Origin of the sequence: Camelimonas fluminis (assembly GCF_014656355.1) — a bacterium.
GTDB classification, from domain to species: domain Bacteria; phylum Pseudomonadota; class Alphaproteobacteria; order Rhizobiales; family Beijerinckiaceae; genus Camelimonas; species Camelimonas fluminis.
On record NZ_BNCG01000003.1, the window covers coordinates 418,608 to 435,571 of the forward strand.

Sequence of the window (16,964 nt, forward strand, 5' to 3'; positions counted from 1 at the left end):
CATCGTGGATGGGGAGGCAAAAAAGAATGCGGTGGGTAAACGTTTGCAGAGCGAAATTGTTCCGGATAAATTTGAGAAAATCTGAGCAAGTGCGTGCAAATTTGCAAATACATTCTTCATGCTCAATCAAATATTGGCAAGTTTTGTAAAATAACAAAAATTAATCTGTAGACGCCTCGCGCGATTTATACCTGTCTGTTCAGTGTCCGGCAGGCAAGCGGGCGATGAGACGGAATGATTGGAAGAAGTTGGCAGGCCGGACGTCGCGAACGGACTGGCGACCGTCGACGTCCGGGCGGCTGGGCCGGGCGCCGATGGCGGCGACCGTCAGCCTCGCCCGCCCGTAGAGCGCATTTGACAGGCGCCGCCTCCACATCACACGGCGAGCAAACGCTGAATTCATTCGGAAAATCAATTTGTTGCTGACGATTTCGCCCCATTTCAGCATTCGCTCCACGGCTCCGTTGCGCGGATGAGAATGTGGCAGGCGGACCAGCAAAAAAATCACGCGAAGCGGTTTCGCCTCGCGTGATCAGGACATCAGGCCAGGGTTGCCGGCCAACGTCTGGCAGGCGCCGCCGCGGCGCCTGGCCTTGTCTGTTGGCGTTCACCGGGCCTTGCTGCCCGGAAAACGCGCTCCCCATCCATGCAGGCCTGAGCAGTTCCGGGGGTGACGGGGCGTTCAGCTCGAGAGCGCTTTCCGACCAGACGGAATCGTCTGGTCGATCAGAATTCGCTCAAAACAGGGAAAACTGGAGCAATCCCCGACCCATGCAGATCGGGAATTGCTCTAGCCGCGGGCCACGTAAATCGCTTGCGGGACCATGTATTCCAGCAGGCCTTCCATGCCGTTCTCGACGCCGAAGCCGCTCTGCTTGTGGCCGCCGAATGCGGTGTCCGGGCGCAGATTCAGGTTCTGGTTGATCCACACCGTGCCGGTTTCGATGCGGCGGGCGATCTCCACCGCCTTGTCGGTGTCTTTCGACCAGACGGCCCCGGCGAGGCCGTAGTCGCTGGCGTTGGCGCGGTCGATGACGTCATCGACATCGCTGAACTTCAGCATGGGCAGGATCGGGCCAAAAGCCTCTTCCTGCACCACCCGCGAATCCTCCGGCGGATTGTCGACGATGGTGACCGGGATGAAGTAGCCGCCGTTGGCGGGCACGTCCGCGCCCTGCAGCAGGGTGAGATTGCTCTTCTTAGCGTCGTCCAGCAGGTTCATCACCCGCTCGTACTGGCGCTGGTTCTGGATCGGTCCCAGCACCGTGCCCTGCTCGGCGCCGTCGCCCACCTTGACGGCTTTGGCGATGGCCGCGAGGCGATCGCGCAGGCCGTCATAGACGTCCTCGTGCACGTAAAGCCGCTTGGTGGCGACGCAGATCTGCGCCGTATTGTAGAAGGCGCCGAAGAAGATCTTCTGGGCGACGGCGTCGAGATCGACGTCCGGCATGACGATGGCGGCGTCGTTGCCGCCCAGCTCCAGGGTGACGCGCTTCAGGTCCTTCGCCGCCGAGGCCAGCACGCTCTTGCCGGTGGCCGTGGAGCCGGTGAAGGAAATCTTGGCGAAGCCCGGGTGCGAGGTCATCTGCGGGCCGAGCTGGTCGCCGCCGGAGATGATGTTGAGCACGCCTGGCGGGAAGATGTCGCGGAACAGCTCGCCGATCTTCAGCGTGCACAGGGGCGTGAACGGCGAGGGCTTCAGCACCATGGTGTTGCCGGCGACAAGCGCCGGGGCGACCTTCCACATGGCCAGCGTGACCGGGAAATTCCACGGGGCGATGGCGCAGATGACGCCGAGCGGCACGTAGCGCGTTTCGATGAACTGGGCGTCGGAATCCTCCGACACATGCACCGGCGGGCTCATTTGCGACACCGCCTGCATCCACTGGGCTGCGCCATGCACCTCGGTCAGCGCGGCGTCGACCGGGCGGCCCTGCTCACGGGTGAACAGGCGGGCGAGGGCTTCGGCGTTGGCGGCGAGCGCCTCGCCGGCCTTGCGCACCATGGCCTGACGCTCCTCGATTGGCGTGTTGCGCCAGGATTTGAAGGCGGCGCGGGCAGTGGCGACGGCTTCATCAAGCTGCTGCGGCGAGCAGTCGGGCGCCCTGGCGAAAGTCTCGCCGGTGGCGGGATTGACCACGTCGATGGTGGCGGAGGCCGCCACGCCGCGGCCATTGATGGTCATTTCATAGGCGTCGTTGAAATTCATGGCGTATCCCCCTTCAAGGCATGTCGTCGAAGCGGATGTGACGTCGCGCGCCAGTGCGTCGGCCCAGGACGATAGAGCAATAATCCGGCGCAGGGCGACCGAATTTTTCCCAGGGATTTTCTCCCGCGCCGCGTGACCGCAGGGGCGCAGAAAATCTCCCGGAACAGACAGGCCCGGCGAGGCTCTCCCGCCGGGACTGCGTCACGCCGCGTCCATCAGCAGCACGACCTTGACGCACGCGCCCGCATGCTGGGCGGCGATGGCTTCATTGATTTGCGTGAACGGCCAGGTGCGGATCATGCGATCGAAAGGCAGCTCGCCCCTGCGATAGTGCTCCAGCAGTTCCGGCAGGAAAACGCCGGGGTCGCTGTCGCCCTCAATGATGCCGCGAATGGTGAAGCCAAAGGTCATCACCGTGTTGATGTCGCCAGGCAAAGGCGTCTCAGGCGCGGCGACGCCGACAATGCCAAGCGTGCCTTTGGGGGCCAGCGCGGCGAGGGCCGCCGCGTGCAGGGCGGGGATGCCCGTGGTGTCGAAGGCGTAATTGACGCCGTCCGGCGTGATGGCCCGCACCGCGGCCGCGAGGTCCGGCGTCGCGGCGGGATCGATGACGTGGGTTGCGCCGAACTCCAGCGCCAGTGCGCGTCGCGCCGCGTGCGGCTCGACCACGATGACCGTGGCGCACTGACGGATCTTCGCGCCCATCACGGCGCTGAGGCCGACCGGTCCGCCGCCGGTGACCAGCAGCGACGAGCCGGGCTCGCAGGCCATGGAGCGCATCACCGCGCCGGCGCCGGTCTGCACGCCGCAGCCGAGCGGCCCCATCAGTTCCAGCGGCAGGTCGTCGGGGATTTTCACCAGATTGCGCTCATAGGTCAGCGCATGGGTGGCGAAGGAGGACTGGCCGAAGAAATTGCTGCCGACGGAGCCGCCGTCGTCAGCGCGAAAAGCCCGCGTGCCGTCGGTGCGCATGCCCGCGTAGTTGAGCTGGGGCATGGTCAGGCAGTAGGCGGCGTCGCCGCAGCCGCAGCGCACGCAGTCGCCACAGGAGCGGAAAGTGATGGCGACCCGGTCGCCCGGCGCGAACTTGCTGATCTTCGCGCCGACCTTCTCGACGACGCCCGACCCCTCATGCCCGAACACGGCGGGAGCCGGGATGGCGCCGGCCTCGCGAAACACGAGGTCGGTGTGGCAGACGCCGACGCCGACGATGCGCACCAGTACCTCGTCATCGCGCGGCTCATCCAGATCAAGTGTCTGTAATTCAAATGGTTGTCCGGCGCCAACGGCGACAGCGGCCTGAACTTTCATGATGAACTTCCGGCAAACAGAAAACCTCCCGCCCGGCTGGTAAGTCAGGGCGGAGATGTCCGACGGCAGGGGCGGCGCGGCGGGCCGCGCCGGATGCAGCTTCAGGCGTTACGCCGCGGGCGCCGACGCATCGCGCTCCCACACGATCGGCAGCGTCTTCAGTCCACAGACGAAGGTGCTCTCGGAGATGCGCTGTTCGCCATTGCGCCGGACCGAGGCCACATACGGCAGCAGCTCTTCGTAAAGGATGCGCATTTCCATGCGGGCGAGGTGCTGGCCAAGGCAGACGTGCCCGCCGCCGCCGAAAGAGATCTGGCGGTTCGGCGTGCGATCCAGGCGGAACTCGTAGGGCGTCTCGAAGACGTCCTCGTCGCGGTTCGCCGATTCGTAGCAGAGCATCAGCCAGTCGCCTTTGGCGATCTTGCGGCCGCGCAACTCCGTGTCTTCGCTGGCCGAGCGCATGAAGGTCTTCACTGGCGCCGCCCAGCGGATGGCTTCGTCAATGAAGGCGCCGATCTTCGACGGATCAGCCTTCAGCGTGCGCAACAGCTCCGGATTGTCCGCCAGCGCCGCCATGGCGGTGGCGGTGGTGGTGGAGGTGGTGTCGTGGCCGGCGGTGGCGACGATGGTGTAGTAGCCGGCGGCTTCGCGATCGGAAATCGGCTCGCCGTCGACGATGGCGTTGGCGATCACCCTGGCGAGATCGTCTTTCGGCTCCTTGCGACGCGCTTCGCTGATCGCGCCGAAGTAGGTGGCGAAATCATCCAGCACCATCTTCAGCATCATCGCCAGCTGCTGGGGCGTCATTTCGCCCATGACGCGCGTCTGTTCGGGGTCACGCGCGCCAAACAGCTCCTGGGTGAGCTTCAGCATGCGCGGCTCGTCCTGCTCCGGCACGCCGAGAATGCTCATGATGACGTGCAGCGGATAGCCAAGCGCCACGTCCTTGACGAAATCGCACGTCCCGTTGGTGTCGAGGAATTTCTGGACGTTCTTGCGGGCGATTCCGCGAATGGCCGCCTCAAGCTTTTTGACGTTCTGCGGCATGAACCAGCCCTGGGTCAGGGCGCGGTATTTGGGGTGGTCCGGCGCGTCCATCTGCACCAGCGAGCGCACCAGGTGGGGCGAACCGCCGGTGATTTCCCGCGCCCGCTCGTCTGTCGCCCTGTCGGTGAGGGTGGTTGGTTTTTCACCGCTGAGGAACAGCTTGTTGTTGCGGGAGATGGCCGAAAGATCTTCGTGTTTGGTGACAACCCAGAACGGGTCGAAGCCTTCCAGGCGGGCGAAGCCAAGCGGGTTGTTGGCGCGCAGCCAGCGGTGGGCGTCGGTGGTCTCGCCATTGGCGTAGCTGCGCGGCGTAACCAGGGCCCGCGCCAGGTTTTCAGGAATATCGATTTCCAGAGCGGGCGATGTCGCCGCTGTTGTCTGCTGCGTCATATGCGTCCTCCCGGGCTTGCGAATCTGTCCGGATTTTTTGCCAATCCGGTACGCGCCGCGCATGGCGGTCATGATGATTTTGCCCTGGGAGGCACGATATACGGTACACGTGTTCCGTGTCACCTGTTTTTATGTAGTCCAGTTCTGAAGTTTTCCTGGTCCAGATGTTTTCCTGGCCCTGTTGTTTTTTATCGGGCGCCGCGACAGCTCGCCTTGCCGGCGCTGACGGAAAAACGGCGCGGTCCGACCATGCCGGAGGGCAGGGGCTGGCCGACGATGCGCACGGACAGCTGACAGGTCTCGCTGGCGACCAGATAGCTGTCGGGGCCAACATGCGCGATGCGGGCGATCGGCGCGACGCCGAACGCCGCGATCACCGCCGGGTCTTCAAGAATGGCGCGCAGTTCCGCCAGCCTCTGGTAGTTGGGAGCCAGCGCCGCGCGCGCCTCCGCCAGGCCAGCCATGCTGGCGGGCAGCAGAAATGCCAAAGTGAGATATGCCCGTCTCATGCCGCAATCTTCCTTCAGGTGATGGTCAGCGCCAGATCCGGCGTTTCTGCGGATCCGGCGTTTCTCCAGGCCCGGCGTTTCTCCAGGTCTGCCAGTTCGCCAGGTCTGTCAGTTCGCCATGCCCGGCGTTTCGCCGGACCGGAGGCGCGCTGGTTGCAACGCCGCCCGCCGGGGCGTGCGTTCGTGCAAATGGCGCCCTGGACGCACCGCAACTATATTAACCTTATGGAGAGGCGCGCGATGGAAGATTCGTCTGTCGCGCTTCCGGATTTTCAGAACGTTGACCATTGGCTGACAGGCGCGCCGGCAGAGGCGCGGGCTGGAGGCAAAGCATACCGGAGCTGCGCGCTGCGGCAGGACTGGGACATGGTGATGAAATTCAGTGACGCCGCCGCGCGGCGTGATGAACAGCTTGTCAGGCGCCCTGCGGCGACTGCGGACAAACTGCCGGTTCTCATCATTCTGCATCAGGAAGGCTCGACGCCGGGGCGTGTCGGCCGCCTGCTGGCGGAGCGCGGTCACCCGCTCGACATCCGGCGCCCGCGTCTCGGCGACCGTCTGCCGGAAACCCTGGCGCTGCACGCCGGGGTGGTGATTTTCGGCGGGCCCATGAGCGCCAATGACGCCGATGACTGGTTGCGGGCGGAAACCGACTTTATCGGTGTGGCGCTGAAGGAGGAGAAGCCGTTTCTCGGGCTGTGCCTCGGCGCCCAGATGCTGTGTCGCCACCTTGGCGGCAATGTCTGCGCCCACGCGGACGGCCGCGCCGAGATTGGTTACTATCCCATTCGTCCGACCGGGGCTGGCCTTGATTTCGCCGATGAGCTCGGCGCGCCCTGGCCCACCCATGTCTATCACTGGCATCGGGAAGGGTTCGATACGCCGCGCGGGGCGGTGGCGCTGGCCGAGGGCGACGATTTTCCCGTGCAGGCCATCCGTTATGGCGACGCCGCGTTCGGCTTCCAGTTTCACCCGGAAGTGACGCACGCCATGGTGTATCGCTGGACCACCCTGGCCGCAGCCCGCATGAACGTGCCGGGCGCCCAGGCGGCGCCGCTGCACCATCGCGGCCGCTTCATGTATGACCCCGCCGTGCGGTTGTGGCTGGGCATGTTCCTTGATCGCTGGCTCGACGGCGGGCGTCCCGCCCAGTCGCTCAGGGGCGTGGTTCCGGCCCACCCGGTTGGCGATGATCCAGGCGCGCATCCCGCGGCGCCTCACCATGGCGACCGGGCGTTGGCGGACGCTGAAGGCGCGCCGCATTTCGTGGAGCCGGACCTGCCGCGCATCATTCGCCGCGCCCGCTGACGGCGGGGTCCCGGACCTCGCCATTCAGCGCCAGAAGGCGCCATAGCGTCATGTGCTGGTCGCCGATATGGTCGCCGGTTCATGCTCTGGTGAACATTGCCGCCCCTGGACAAGCCATGTAACGTGTCCCCAATCAAACGATTGTTCGGGAGAAGGCATACCATGGCCGGCAAGAAAGCCGTGAGGATTGGCGGCGCAGGCGGATTTCTGGGCGACTCATCGGTCGCCGCGCCGCAACTGATCGCCGGCGGCGACCTCGATTATCTGGTTCTGGACTATCTGGCCGAGGCCACCATGTCGGTGCTGGGCCGTGTGCGCCTGAAGAAGCCGGACGAAGGCTATGCCCGCGATTTCACCGACTGGGTGTGGAAAGACAATCTCGCCGCCATCCGCGAAAAGCGCGTGCGCATCGTCACCAACGCTGGCGGCGTCAATCCGCACGCGTGTCGGGCGCGCATGGAGAAAATCGCTGCTGACGCGGGTTTTTCCTTCAAGATCGCGGTGATTGAGGGCGACGATCTTATTGGCCGCCTGCCGGAGTTCGCCGGCAAGACCGAGATGTTCAAGGGCGACGCTTTCCCGGCCGCCGACGCCGTGCTGAGCGCCAACGCCTATCTGGGCGGCTTCCCGATCGCCCGCGCCCTGGCCGAGGGCGCCGATGTGGTGATCACTGGCCGCGTGGTCGATTCCGCCCTGACGCTTGGCCCGTTGATCCATGAGTTCGCCTGGAAGGACACGGATTACGACCAGCTCGCCGCCGGTTCGCTGGCCGGGCATGTGATCGAATGCGGCGCCCAGGCGACTGGCGGGCTCTTCACGGATTGGGAAGACGTGCCGGACTGGGCCCACATTGGCTATCCGGTGATCGAATGCCACGCCGACGGCAGCTTCGTCGTCACCAAGCCGCCGGGCACCGGCGGGCTGGTGTCGCCAGCCGCTGTGGCCGAGCAGATCCTCTATGAAGTGGGCGATCCCCAGGCCTACGCCCTGCCGGACGTCGTGTGCGATTTCTCCGCCGTCACCGTGCAGGCGGTGGGCGAGAACCGCGTGCTGGTGGACAATACGCGCGGCTATGCGCCCTCCGGCTGTTACAAGGTGTCGGTGACGTGGACAGACGGCTGGCGTTGCATAGCCGCCAGCCCGGTGGTGGGCCGCGACGCGGCGCGCAAGGCGCAGCGTCAGGCCGAGGCCGTGCTGATCCGTCTCGATGAAATGCTGCGGCAGCGCAATCTCGGTCCGTTCCGCGCCACGCGCGTGGAAGTCCTCGGCGCTGAAGCCAGCTATGGCGCCCAGGGGCGTGATCTGGGCGCGCGCGAAGTCGTGGCCCGCATCGGCGTCGAGCATGACGACCGTCGCGCCATGGATCTGTTCCTGCGCGAGTTCGACGCCCCGACCACCTCGATGTCGGTGGGCACCACCGGCTGGTTCGGCGGCCGTCCGGCGATCTCGCCGGTGGCGCGCGTGTTCTCCTTCCTGATCCCGCGCGGCGAGGTCACGCCGGTGATATCGCTGGGCGACCAGCGCATCGCCGTGCAGGAAGGCGCGTCGGCCCAGCCGTTCGACCCGGCCCGCCTGGTGCGGCCGCAGATCAGCGAAGCGGCGCCGCCGGCCAACGACGACGAGGTGGAGGTTCCGCTGGTCGACATCGCCTGGGCCCGTTCCGGCGACAAGGGCGACGCCTTCAACGTCGGCGTCATCGCCCGTGATCCGGCGCTGCTGCCGGTGATCCGCCGGGCGCTGACCCAGGAGGCGCTGCTGAAGTTCTTCGCCCATGAATTCGAGGGCGCGGCCAATCCGGAAGTGCGGACCTACGAACTGCCCGGCCTCAACGCCATGAACTTCCATCTGATGGATGCGCTTGGCGGCGGCCAGTTCGCCAGCCTGCGCATGGATCCGCTGGCCAAGGGCAAGGCGCAGCAGCTGCTCGACATGCCGGTGAAGGTTCCGGCCAGCCTGCTGCGGCGCTAGGACCCTGTCAGGATATCGGCGGCGACGTCCTCTCCGGGCGACGCCGCCGCACATTGCGGTAAAATAAAAAAGCGCGGGAACGCCTGAGCGCGCGCCAACGTGTCAAAACGGGATGGAGGCGCCATGCATGTTGAGCCGCGAAAGCGCCTCAACATCAGCGGATCCGGCTCCAGAGCGCTTTCCGACCAGACGGAATCGTCTGGTCGATCAGAATTCGCTCAAAACAAGAAAAACTGGAGCAATTCCCGATCCATGTAGATCGGCAACGGCTCTAACGGGAGAAACGTCATGACCGAGCCGGCCGGCAACGCCGCGCATCAATCCGCCGCAAGCTGGATGGCGGAAGCGAAACGGCGCGGTCTGTTCCGTGTGGGCGTTCCGGCGCCGTGGGGCGACGGCGGCGGCTATGCTGACATCGCCGCGACATCGCGGGCGCTGACGCTGGAGTCTGGCGACCCCGCCGTTGGGATGGCCTATGCGGTGCGTCAGATAGCCAGCCGCGCGTTCATTGGCGAGCACGGTTCGCCGGCGCAGAAGCAGCGCTGGCTGCCAGCCCTGGCCTCGGGCGACATCATCGCCCTGTCGCTGGCCGTCTCCGAGCCGGACGCTGGCGCCCGCCCGAAATTGTTGAAAACCCGCGCTGAAAAGGCGCCCGGCGGCTGGCGCTTGAATGGCCGCAAGGCCTGGGTGACCAACGCGCCGGTCGCCGGGTTGATCATCGTGATCGCCATTGTCGAGGAAGTGGAGGGGCGCAAGCGCTTCGGCGCTTTCCTGACGCCCCGCGACGCGGAAGGGCTCGATATCCAGGCCGGCGATGATGCGGGCAAGCATGGCAAACACTGCCCGGTTGTGCTGGACAACGTCTTCCTGTCAGATGACGCGCTGCTGCCGGTTGACGGCGACGCCTTCACCCGGCTGGCGCTGCCGTTCCGCACGCTGGAGGATTCGGTTGGCCTGAGCACCCAGGCGGCTGCGTTTGAGACGCTGCTGGCGCAGGTGGCCGCCGCGGCGCCGGCGGAAGCTGACGGCGAGATCGGCGCGCTGGCGGGTTTCGCCGCTTTGATCAATGTGGGCGCGGAAACCGCCGCCCGCGCCCTGGACGCAGGCCCGGGGCGTGAGCACCACGACGTCGCCACGCTGGTGGGGGTCAAGAACCTGAACGCGCTGGCGCTGGAGCGGCTTGCGGCCCTTCCGGGCGGCGGGGCTGACAGCGAGCAGGCGCAGCGACTGTTCAAATGGTTCGCGCTGATGGCCACCGTGGCGCGTCATGCCCGGGGCGTCTACCAGGAGCGCCTGGCGGAGCGGGTTCGCGCCGGCGCTTTCAGGGCGTAAGGCGACGTTTGCGTCGCCGGTGCATTTGCGCGAAAGGTGGATCCCACTTTTCGCGCAGAAACTGTGCGAGGCCAGAAAAATCGCGCATTGGCGGGCCCGTTTCAGCGGAAGCACGCCAGACTGAATGAGAATGCATTTTCACCGGTTATCTTCCTGGATGTGCTCCAGCAAAGGTATCCCCCGGCAGCTTGCTGATCCGGATTAAAGAGGCCAGATCACGTCCATGACCACCGCCATTCATCAGAACGCGCCCGCCGGCGACCAGGCCAGGGATGGCCTGCTCGCGGCGAATGACGCGGCGCACACGCCGTCCGAAAGCGTCGCCAACATTCATCGCCTTCTGGGCGCGCAGGGTTATATTTCTTCCGAGGCCATCGCCACGGCCCTTTTCATTGCCCAGAGCCTTGAAAAGCCGATGCTGGTGGAAGGGCCGCCAGGCGTCGGCAAGACGGAACTGGCCAAGGCGGTGAGCGCCATCACCGGCAAGCCGCTGATCCGCCTGCAATGCTACGAGGGCCTCGACGAGGCCAAGGCGCTGTACGAGTGGAAGTACTCCAAGCAGTTGCTCTACACCCAGGTCCTGAAGGACAAGCTGGCCGACGTGCTCTCCGGCGCCGAGGGGCTGAAGGCCTCGGTGGCGCGGCTGCACGAGTTCGACGACACCTTCTTCTCCGAGGAGTTTCTGGAGCCGCGCCCGCTGCTGAAGGCCCTTTGGGAGCCGGAAGGCGCGGTGCTGCTGATCGATGAGATCGACAAGGCGGACGACGAGTTCGAGGCCTTTTTGCTGGAGCTGCTCTCGGACTACCAGATTTCGATCCCGGAGCTGGGCACGATCAAGGCGCGCCAGAAGCCGATCGTTTTCCTCACTTCCAACAATACCCGCGATCTCAGCGACGCCCTGAAGCGCCGCTGCCTGCACCTGCACATTCCGTTCCCGGACCAGGCGCTGGAGCGGGCGATCATTCGCTCGCGGGTGCCGGACGCCGAGGAAAAGCTGCGCACCCAGCTGGTCGCTTTCGTCCAGTCGCTGCGCGAGATGGATCTGAAGAAGGTCCCCGCCATCAGCGAGACCATCGACTGGGCCCGCACCCTGGTGTTGCTGCACGCCCGCGAACTCGACCGCACGCTGGTGGAGAACACCCTCAACGTGCTGCTGAAGTTCCAGGACGATATCGAACGGGTTGGCGAGAAGCTGAACGATCTGGTCGGCAAGGCCAGATCGAACCTGCGCTAGGGCGCTTTCCGACCAGACGGAAGCGTCTGGTCGATCAGAATCCGCTCAAAACAGCGAAACATGAACCATGTCCGATCCATGTTGACCGGATATGGCTCTGGATAAAGAGACAGGAAACGGCGGCGCGGGTCCCCGGCCCGCGCGTTGCTGCTCCGGAAGGACGCCATGACCCAGGTTCTCGGCGAGTTCATCAAGGCCCTGCGCGAGGCCGACGTACGCATTTCGCCTTCCGAGGTGATCGACGCTGAGGCCGTGCTCGGGCTGGTGGGCTATGAGGACCGTATGCTGCTGGCGCATGGGCTCTCCCAGTCGCTGGCCAAGTCGGACGCCGACAAGGAGGCGTTCTGGGGCGTCTTCGACAGGTTCTTCGCCTTCGCGCCATTCACGCCGCCGGAGCCCGCCAACAGCGCCGCCGGCGACTGCGACGCCGGGGAACAGGGCCCTGACGAGCAGGCCGACGGCGACGACGAGGGAGCCGGCGTCACCGGCATGGCGTCCTCGGGTGGTTCGGGCCAGGGCTCCGGCAAGGCGACCGGCAAGGGCGAGGGCAAACCTGGCGACAAGGCCAGCAGCGGCCAGGACGCCGGGATGCTTGGTCCATCTGGCGAGAGCCTGACCATGGCCGAGGAACTGGCGCAGCTGCTTGAGGCCGGCGACAGCGCCAGCCTGGCGTTGCGTCTGGCCGAAGCGGCGCAGCAGGCCGGGCTTTCCGACATCCGGTTTTTCACCCAGCGCGGCATGTATCAGTGGCGCATCCTGCAATTGATGGGCAGCGAGGAGCTGGGCCGCTGGATCGATCAGGCGGAAGGCGGCTCCAACGCCGCCGCCGCGGCGCGCGCGACACGGCTGCGCGGCCTGCGCGCCGGCCTGCACGAGCAGGTGCGGGAGTATGTGGAAACCCAGATGCAGCTGTTCGCCGGCAATGAGGGCCGGCGGCTGCGCGAGGACATGCTGGCCAGCCAGCGCATCGGCCTGATCGAACGCTCCGACATGCAGATCATGCAGGGGCTGGTGCGCAAGATGGCCAAGCGGCTGGTGTCGCTGCACTCGCGCCGCCGCACCAGGGCGCGGCGTGGAACCCTGGACGCCCGGCGCACCATCCGCGCCAACATCCAGTTCGAGGGCGTGCCGTTCCACACCATCTGGAAGCGCACGAAGGTTGACCGGCCCAAGGTGATGCTGATCTGCGACGTCTCGGGCTCGGTCGCCCAGGTGTCGCGCTTCCTGCTGCTGTTCCTGCACTCCCTGCACGAGGTGCTGCCGGAGGTGCGCTCCTTCGCGTTCTCCAGCAATCTGGGTGAGGTGACCGAGCTGTTCGACAATTATCCGCCGGACGTCGCCATGGGCCGCACGCTGCAGCGCTTTGGCGGCTCCACCGACTATGGCCACGCCTTCCGCGATTTCGAGCAGCTGGCGCTGGACGACGTGGACCGGCGCACGACGGTGATCATCCTCGGCGACGCCCGCAACAACAACGGCGACCCCCGCGCCGAAATCCTGCAAACCATCCAGCAGCGGGCGAAACGGGTGCTGTTTCTCAACCCCGAACACCGCAGCCGCTGGGGCAGCGGCGACAGCGTCATGCCGATCTACGCCACCTATTGCAACCGCGCCATCAGCTGCGGTTCATTGAAGGACCTTGAGCGGGTGGTCACCGACCTGCTGCGCACGGCGGCCTGACGCGCCGACGGCGCGCGCGTGCGTCAGCACGCTTGTTCGCGCTATGGTTCCGGTTTAAACCGGCGGCAGGTTTCTGTTGCTGGTGAGAGGGCTTATGCGCGCTATTCTCGACGTCCTCATGGTCGTTCTTGAGATTTACACCTGGCTCATCATCGCTTCGGCGATCCTGAGCTGGCTGGTCGCCTTCAATGTCATGAATGTCCGCAACGATTTCGTGCGCGCCATATGGACATTCCTGGAGCGCGTCACCGAGCCGGCGTTGCGACCGATCCGCAATATCCTGCCCAATCTGGGCGGGGTCGACGTGTCGCCGGTGATCCTGCTGCTGATCATCTTCTTCCTGCAGCGCGTCATCGTGCTCTATCTCTACCCGGCGGTGATCTGACCGGAGACGGACAGATCATGACGGACGCGGAGCTCCCGTGGCGCATCGACAATGGCGCCTTGCGCCTGATGGTGCGTCTGACGCCGCGCGGCGGTCGCGACGCCCTTGAAGGGGTGGAGATCCGCGATGACGGCCGGCCGGTGCTGAAAGCGCGGGTGCGCGCGGCGCCGGAGAACGGCCAGGCCAACGTCGCCCTGACCAGACTGCTGGCGAAGAGCCTTGGCGTCGCCGCGTCGCAGGTCGAGGTAACCGGCGGTCATACGGCCAGGGTCAAGACGCTGAGCATCGCCGCGGGCGCGACCAGCCCGGCTGAGCTTGCCGCCAGGCTGGCGCAACTGGTGGGCGCCGGTTGATCCGGGGTGACGGCCAGGGCGCGGATTTGTGCGCGCAAGGCAGTTTTCACCGCGCCTGAAAATGTTATAGGAGCAGGCGGAATTTTATGACCGGAATGGAACCGGCGGGGCGGTCGCCCCGACCGGCTATTGGCATTCCGGGGCCGGAATAGCCGGGCAGGCGCTTTTTGCCGCCCTTTGGAGACCGACATCCATGAGCGCCACGATCATTGACGGCAAAAGCTTCGCCGAAGACCTGCGCGGCCGGATCGCCACTGCGGTGGAGGCGATGAAGGCCAACGGCGTGCATCCCGGTCTCGCCGTGGTGCTGGTCGGCAATGATCCGGCCAGTGAAGTTTATGTGGGCTCCAAGGCGCGCCAGACCGTTGAGGTCGGCATGCGTTCGTTCGAGCACCGGCTGCCGGCCGACGTGTCGCAGCAGGAGCTGGAGGCGCTGGTGGCGCGCCTGAACGCCGATCCGGAGGTCGACGGCATTCTGGTGCAGTTGCCGCTGCCGGCCGGGCTCGACGCGGAGCCGGTGATCGCCGCCATCCACCCGGACAAGGACGTGGACGGTCTGACCCACGCCAACGCCGGCCGTCTCGCCAATGGCGCCGTTGGCCTGGTTCCGTGTACGCCGCTGGGTTCGATGATGCTGATCCGTTCGGCGCTGCCGGATCTGTCCGGCAAGGAGGCGGTGGTGGTTGGCCGCTCCAACCTGGTCGGCAAGCCGATCGCCCAGCTGTTGCTGGCCGCCAACGCCACCGTCACCGTCGCCCATTCGCGCACCCACGATCTGCCGGCGGTCTGTCGCCGCGCCGACGTGCTGGTCGCCGCCGTCGGCCGCCCGGAGATGATCCGCGGCGATTACATCAAGCCAGGCGCCGTGGTCATCGACGTCGGCATCAACCGGATTCCGGCGCCTGAGCGCGGCGAGGGCAAGACCCGGCTCGTCGGCGACGTGGCCTTCCAGGAAGCGAAGGACATCGCTGGCGCCATCACCCCGGTTCCCGGCGGCGTCGGGCCGATGACCATCGCCTGCCTGCTGGCCAATACCCTGACGGCCGCCAGCCTGCGCCGCGGCCTCACCCCGCCCACATTCTGACCGTAGTAAAACGCCATGACCGTCCTGATCGATCTCAACTCTCCCGCAAAGCGCCCGTCCGCGCCGCCTGCTGCGCCGCAGCCCGAGGCCGCCGCGACGGCTGGCGCGGCTGCGCCCGTGCGGCGTTCGCTGGCGGGCCTGTCGCGGGACGGGCTGCGTGAGGCGCTGGCGGAAATTGGCGTTCCGGACAGGGAGCTGCGCATGCGCGCGGCCCAGCTGTTCAACTGGATTTACGTGCGCGGCGCCGTCAGTTTCGATGAGATGACCACCATCTCGAAGGTGCTGCGCGCGGCGCTGGCGGAGCACTACACCATTGACCGGCCGGAGGTGATTTCCGAGCAGATTTCGGTGGACGGCACCCGCAAATGGCTGATGCGCATGCCGCCGGCCGGGCCACATGACAAGGGCGCGGAGATTGAGTGCGTCTACATCCCGGAGGCGGATCGCGGCACCCTGTGCGTTTCCAGCCAGGTGGGCTGCACGCTCACCTGCACCTTCTGTCACACCGGCACCCAGCGCCTGGTGCGCAACCTGACCGACGCGGAGATCGTTGGCCAGGTGATGGTGGCGCGCGACCGGCTGGGGGACTGGAGCGTTCCGGGGCCCAACAAGGTCTCGAAGGCGGTCCAGCACGATGACGACGCGGCTCCGGCAGGGCGGCTGGTCACCAATATCGTGCTGATGGGCATGGGCGAGCCCCTGTACAATTTCGACAACGTCAAGGCTGCCGTCGACACCATGAGCGACGGCGACGGCATCGGCCTTGGCAAGCGCCGCATCACCCTGTCGACGGCTGGCGTGGCGCCAATGATCGAGAAGGCGGGCGCCGAGATTGGCGCGATGCTGGCGATCTCGCTGCACGCCACCACCAACGAGATCCGCGACGGCCTCGTGCCGCTCAACAAGAAGTACAAGATCGACGAGGTGCTGGAGGCGTGCCGCAACTACCCTGGCCTGTCGAACGCCAGACGCATCACTTTTGAGTATGTGATGTTGAAGGGCGTCAACGACAGCCCGGCGCATGCGCGCGAGCTGGTGCGCCTGCTCAAGGGCATCCCGGCCAAGATCAATCTGATTCCGTTCAACCCGTGGCCGGGTACGAAGTATGAGTGCTCGGACTGGGACACCATCGAGGCGTTCTCCGAGATCGTTTTCCGCGCCGGCTACGCCAGTCCGGTGCGCACGCCGCGTGGCCGTGACATTTTCGCGGCCTGTGGCCAGTTGAAGAGCGAGACGGAGAAGCTGCGCGCCCGGGCCCGGCTGATGCTGGAGAACGGTGGCGATCCGGCGGCGGAAGCCGCTTCCTGAGGCGGGAGCTTCCGGGAGAGGGATCTGCCCTCAGGAAGCACGCTGTTCGCTGGACATTCTGAAGGAGCCGCCATGGGCGTGATCGGTCGGGCTTTTCTCATCCTGTTCGCCCTGTGCTGCGCCTTCTCGGTCGGGGCGTTGACCCTGGGCTTCGCGGCTCTGGCCGAGCCGGCGTTTGGTCGCATGATCTCGCTCGCCGCCCGGTCGCTGATCAACTACGCGTTCAGTTCCGCCCTGGCCTACGACGATCCGCGCGCCGCGTTTGAGCTGCTGATGCGCATGTGGACGGTGCTGGCCATTGTATTGGCTGGCCCGCCGACGCTGATCGGCCTGATTGGCGAAATAGCCCGGGTCCGCTCGTTCATCTGGTATTCCGGCGCGACCGGCTTGCTGACGGCGGCGCTGCCATGGGCGGCGCGCACGGGATATTCAGCCGATCCGCTGTCCGGAAACTGGGGCGAGGGGCGGGTGACGCTGGCGCTGTTCCTGTGCGGCGCCATGGCCGGGCTGGCCTACTGGCTGGTGGCCGGCCGCAGCGCCGGCGGCGGGCCTGACCAGCGTGCGCGGGAGATCGCGCCGGGCGCCGGCACGCCGACGGCGCCCTAGGGCCTTATCCGGATCCGGCAAGACGGAATCGCCCGATCGGTCAGCGTTCGCTCCGGACCGCGAAACCATGAGCATTTTCAGATCCCTGTTGATCGGAGAACGCCCCATTTCTTCGCCCCATTTCTTCAATCTGGCGCATGTCCTTCGCCGAAACCCGGCTTCACCTTTCCCGAAAATGCGCTAGAGCGTTTTTCGATCATTCCGGCTCATATCCGCATGAAACGAAGTAGTTCTCACATT

General features: G+C 65.9%; 14 protein-coding genes. 10 read left to right on the forward strand and 4 right to left on the reverse strand.

Features of this window, described 5'->3' with window-relative positions; all coding sequences use genetic code 11:
- Positions 1 to 790: 790 nt before the first annotated feature.
- From IE243_RS07050 to IE243_RS07065, 4 genes are all read right to left on the reverse strand, one after another.
- Positions 791 to 2,209, reverse strand: coding sequence for an aldehyde dehydrogenase family protein (locus tag IE243_RS07050; protein ID WP_191318608.1), 1,419 nt, complete (start codon positions 2,207 to 2,209; stop codon positions 791 to 793).
- Positions 2,210 to 2,410: 201 nt separating this feature from the next.
- On the reverse strand, positions 2,411 to 3,520 hold the full coding sequence (locus IE243_RS07055; RefSeq protein WP_191318609.1) for an NAD(P)-dependent alcohol dehydrogenase: 1,110 nt from the start codon (positions 3,518 to 3,520) through the stop codon (positions 2,411 to 2,413).
- A gap of 108 nt (positions 3,521 to 3,628) precedes the next feature.
- On the reverse strand, positions 3,629 to 4,957 hold the full coding sequence (locus IE243_RS07060) for a cytochrome P450 (RefSeq protein ID WP_191318610.1): 1,329 nt from the start codon (positions 4,955 to 4,957) through the stop codon (positions 3,629 to 3,631).
- 188 nt (positions 4,958 to 5,145) lie between these two features.
- Positions 5,146 to 5,466, reverse strand: coding sequence for a hypothetical protein (locus IE243_RS07065; RefSeq protein ID WP_191318611.1), 321 nt, complete (start codon positions 5,464 to 5,466; stop codon positions 5,146 to 5,148).
- Between the two features lie 372 nt (positions 5,467 to 5,838).
- Here IE243_RS07065 and IE243_RS07070 point away from each other — a divergent pair, with 372 nt between their 5' ends.
- The 10 genes from IE243_RS07070 (at position 5,839) to IE243_RS07115 (ending at position 16,724) form a co-directional block, all read left to right on the forward strand.
- Positions 5,839 to 6,774 carry a glutamine amidotransferase gene (locus IE243_RS07070; RefSeq protein WP_191318612.1) on the forward strand — a complete coding sequence of 312 codons (936 nt, stop codon included), beginning with the start codon at positions 5,839 to 5,841 and terminating at the stop codon, positions 6,772 to 6,774.
- A gap of 162 nt (positions 6,775 to 6,936) precedes the next feature.
- A complete protein-coding gene (locus IE243_RS07075; protein ID WP_191318613.1) occupies positions 6,937 to 8,742 on the forward strand; it encodes an acyclic terpene utilization AtuA family protein in 1,806 nt (601 codons plus the stop codon).
- A gap of 288 nt (positions 8,743 to 9,030) precedes the next feature.
- Positions 9,031 to 10,074 (forward strand): acyl-CoA dehydrogenase family protein, encoded by a 1,044-nt coding sequence (locus tag IE243_RS07080; protein WP_191318614.1) that lies wholly within the window; start codon positions 9,031 to 9,033, stop codon positions 10,072 to 10,074.
- Between the two features lie 223 nt (positions 10,075 to 10,297).
- Positions 10,298 to 11,308 carry an AAA family ATPase gene (locus tag IE243_RS07085; RefSeq protein WP_191318615.1) on the forward strand — a complete coding sequence of 337 codons (1,011 nt, stop codon included), beginning with the start codon at positions 10,298 to 10,300 and terminating at the stop codon, positions 11,306 to 11,308.
- 165 nt (positions 11,309 to 11,473) lie between these two features.
- On the forward strand, positions 11,474 to 12,988 hold the full coding sequence (locus IE243_RS07090) for a VWA domain-containing protein (protein WP_191318616.1): 1,515 nt from the start codon (positions 11,474 to 11,476) through the stop codon (positions 12,986 to 12,988).
- Between the two features lie 94 nt (positions 12,989 to 13,082).
- A complete protein-coding gene (locus IE243_RS07095) occupies positions 13,083 to 13,373 on the forward strand; it encodes a YggT family protein (RefSeq protein WP_132003852.1) in 291 nt (96 codons plus the stop codon).
- A 17-nt stretch (positions 13,374 to 13,390) separates the two neighbouring features.
- Positions 13,391 to 13,726 (forward strand): DUF167 family protein, encoded by a 336-nt coding sequence (locus IE243_RS07100; RefSeq protein WP_191318617.1) that lies wholly within the window; start codon positions 13,391 to 13,393, stop codon positions 13,724 to 13,726.
- Between the two features lie 193 nt (positions 13,727 to 13,919).
- The gene (gene folD / locus IE243_RS07105; protein ID WP_191318618.1) at positions 13,920 to 14,810 is read left to right on the forward strand and encodes a bifunctional methylenetetrahydrofolate dehydrogenase/methenyltetrahydrofolate cyclohydrolase FolD; all 891 of its coding nucleotides are present in this window, start codon (positions 13,920 to 13,922) and stop codon (positions 14,808 to 14,810) included.
- Positions 14,811 to 14,825: 15 nt separating this feature from the next.
- Positions 14,826 to 16,118, forward strand: a complete 1,293-nt coding sequence (rlmN, locus tag IE243_RS07110) for a dual-specificity RNA methyltransferase RlmN (protein WP_191318619.1) — start codon at positions 14,826 to 14,828, stop codon at positions 16,116 to 16,118.
- A gap of 72 nt (positions 16,119 to 16,190) precedes the next feature.
- Complete coding sequence (locus IE243_RS07115; protein WP_191318620.1) at positions 16,191 to 16,724, forward strand: hypothetical protein; 534 nt, start codon at positions 16,191 to 16,193, stop codon at positions 16,722 to 16,724.
- Positions 16,725 to 16,964 lie beyond the last annotated feature (240 nt).

Excerpts from the sequence above, each read along its gene's own strand:
- IE243_RS07050 (WP_191318608.1), bottom strand. The coding sequence starts at position 2,209 with ATGAATTTCAACGACGCCTATGAAATGACCATCAATGGCCGCGGCGTG.
- IE243_RS07055 (WP_191318609.1), bottom strand. The coding sequence starts at position 3,520 with ATGAAAGTTCAGGCCGCTGTCGCCGTTGGCGCCGGACAACCATTTGAA.
- IE243_RS07060 (WP_191318610.1), bottom strand. The coding sequence starts at position 4,957 with ATGACGCAGCAGACAACAGCGGCGACATCGCCCGCTCTGGAAATCGAT.
- IE243_RS07065 (WP_191318611.1), bottom strand. The coding sequence starts at position 5,466 with ATGAGACGGGCATATCTCACTTTGGCATTTCTGCTGCCCGCCAGCATG.
- IE243_RS07070 (WP_191318612.1), top strand. The coding sequence starts at position 5,839 with ATGAAATTCAGTGACGCCGCCGCGCGGCGTGATGAACAGCTTGTCAGG.
- IE243_RS07075 (WP_191318613.1), top strand. The coding sequence starts at position 6,937 with ATGGCCGGCAAGAAAGCCGTGAGGATTGGCGGCGCAGGCGGATTTCTG.
- IE243_RS07080 (WP_191318614.1), top strand. The coding sequence starts at position 9,031 with ATGACCGAGCCGGCCGGCAACGCCGCGCATCAATCCGCCGCAAGCTGG.
- IE243_RS07085 (WP_191318615.1), top strand. The coding sequence starts at position 10,298 with ATGACCACCGCCATTCATCAGAACGCGCCCGCCGGCGACCAGGCCAGG.
- IE243_RS07090 (WP_191318616.1), top strand. The coding sequence starts at position 11,474 with ATGACCCAGGTTCTCGGCGAGTTCATCAAGGCCCTGCGCGAGGCCGAC.
- IE243_RS07095 (WP_132003852.1), top strand. The coding sequence starts at position 13,083 with ATGCGCGCTATTCTCGACGTCCTCATGGTCGTTCTTGAGATTTACACC.
- IE243_RS07100 (WP_191318617.1), top strand. The coding sequence starts at position 13,391 with ATGACGGACGCGGAGCTCCCGTGGCGCATCGACAATGGCGCCTTGCGC.
- folD (WP_191318618.1), top strand. The coding sequence starts at position 13,920 with ATGAGCGCCACGATCATTGACGGCAAAAGCTTCGCCGAAGACCTGCGC.
- rlmN (WP_191318619.1), top strand. The coding sequence starts at position 14,826 with ATGACCGTCCTGATCGATCTCAACTCTCCCGCAAAGCGCCCGTCCGCG.
- IE243_RS07115 (WP_191318620.1), top strand. The coding sequence starts at position 16,191 with ATGGGCGTGATCGGTCGGGCTTTTCTCATCCTGTTCGCCCTGTGCTGC.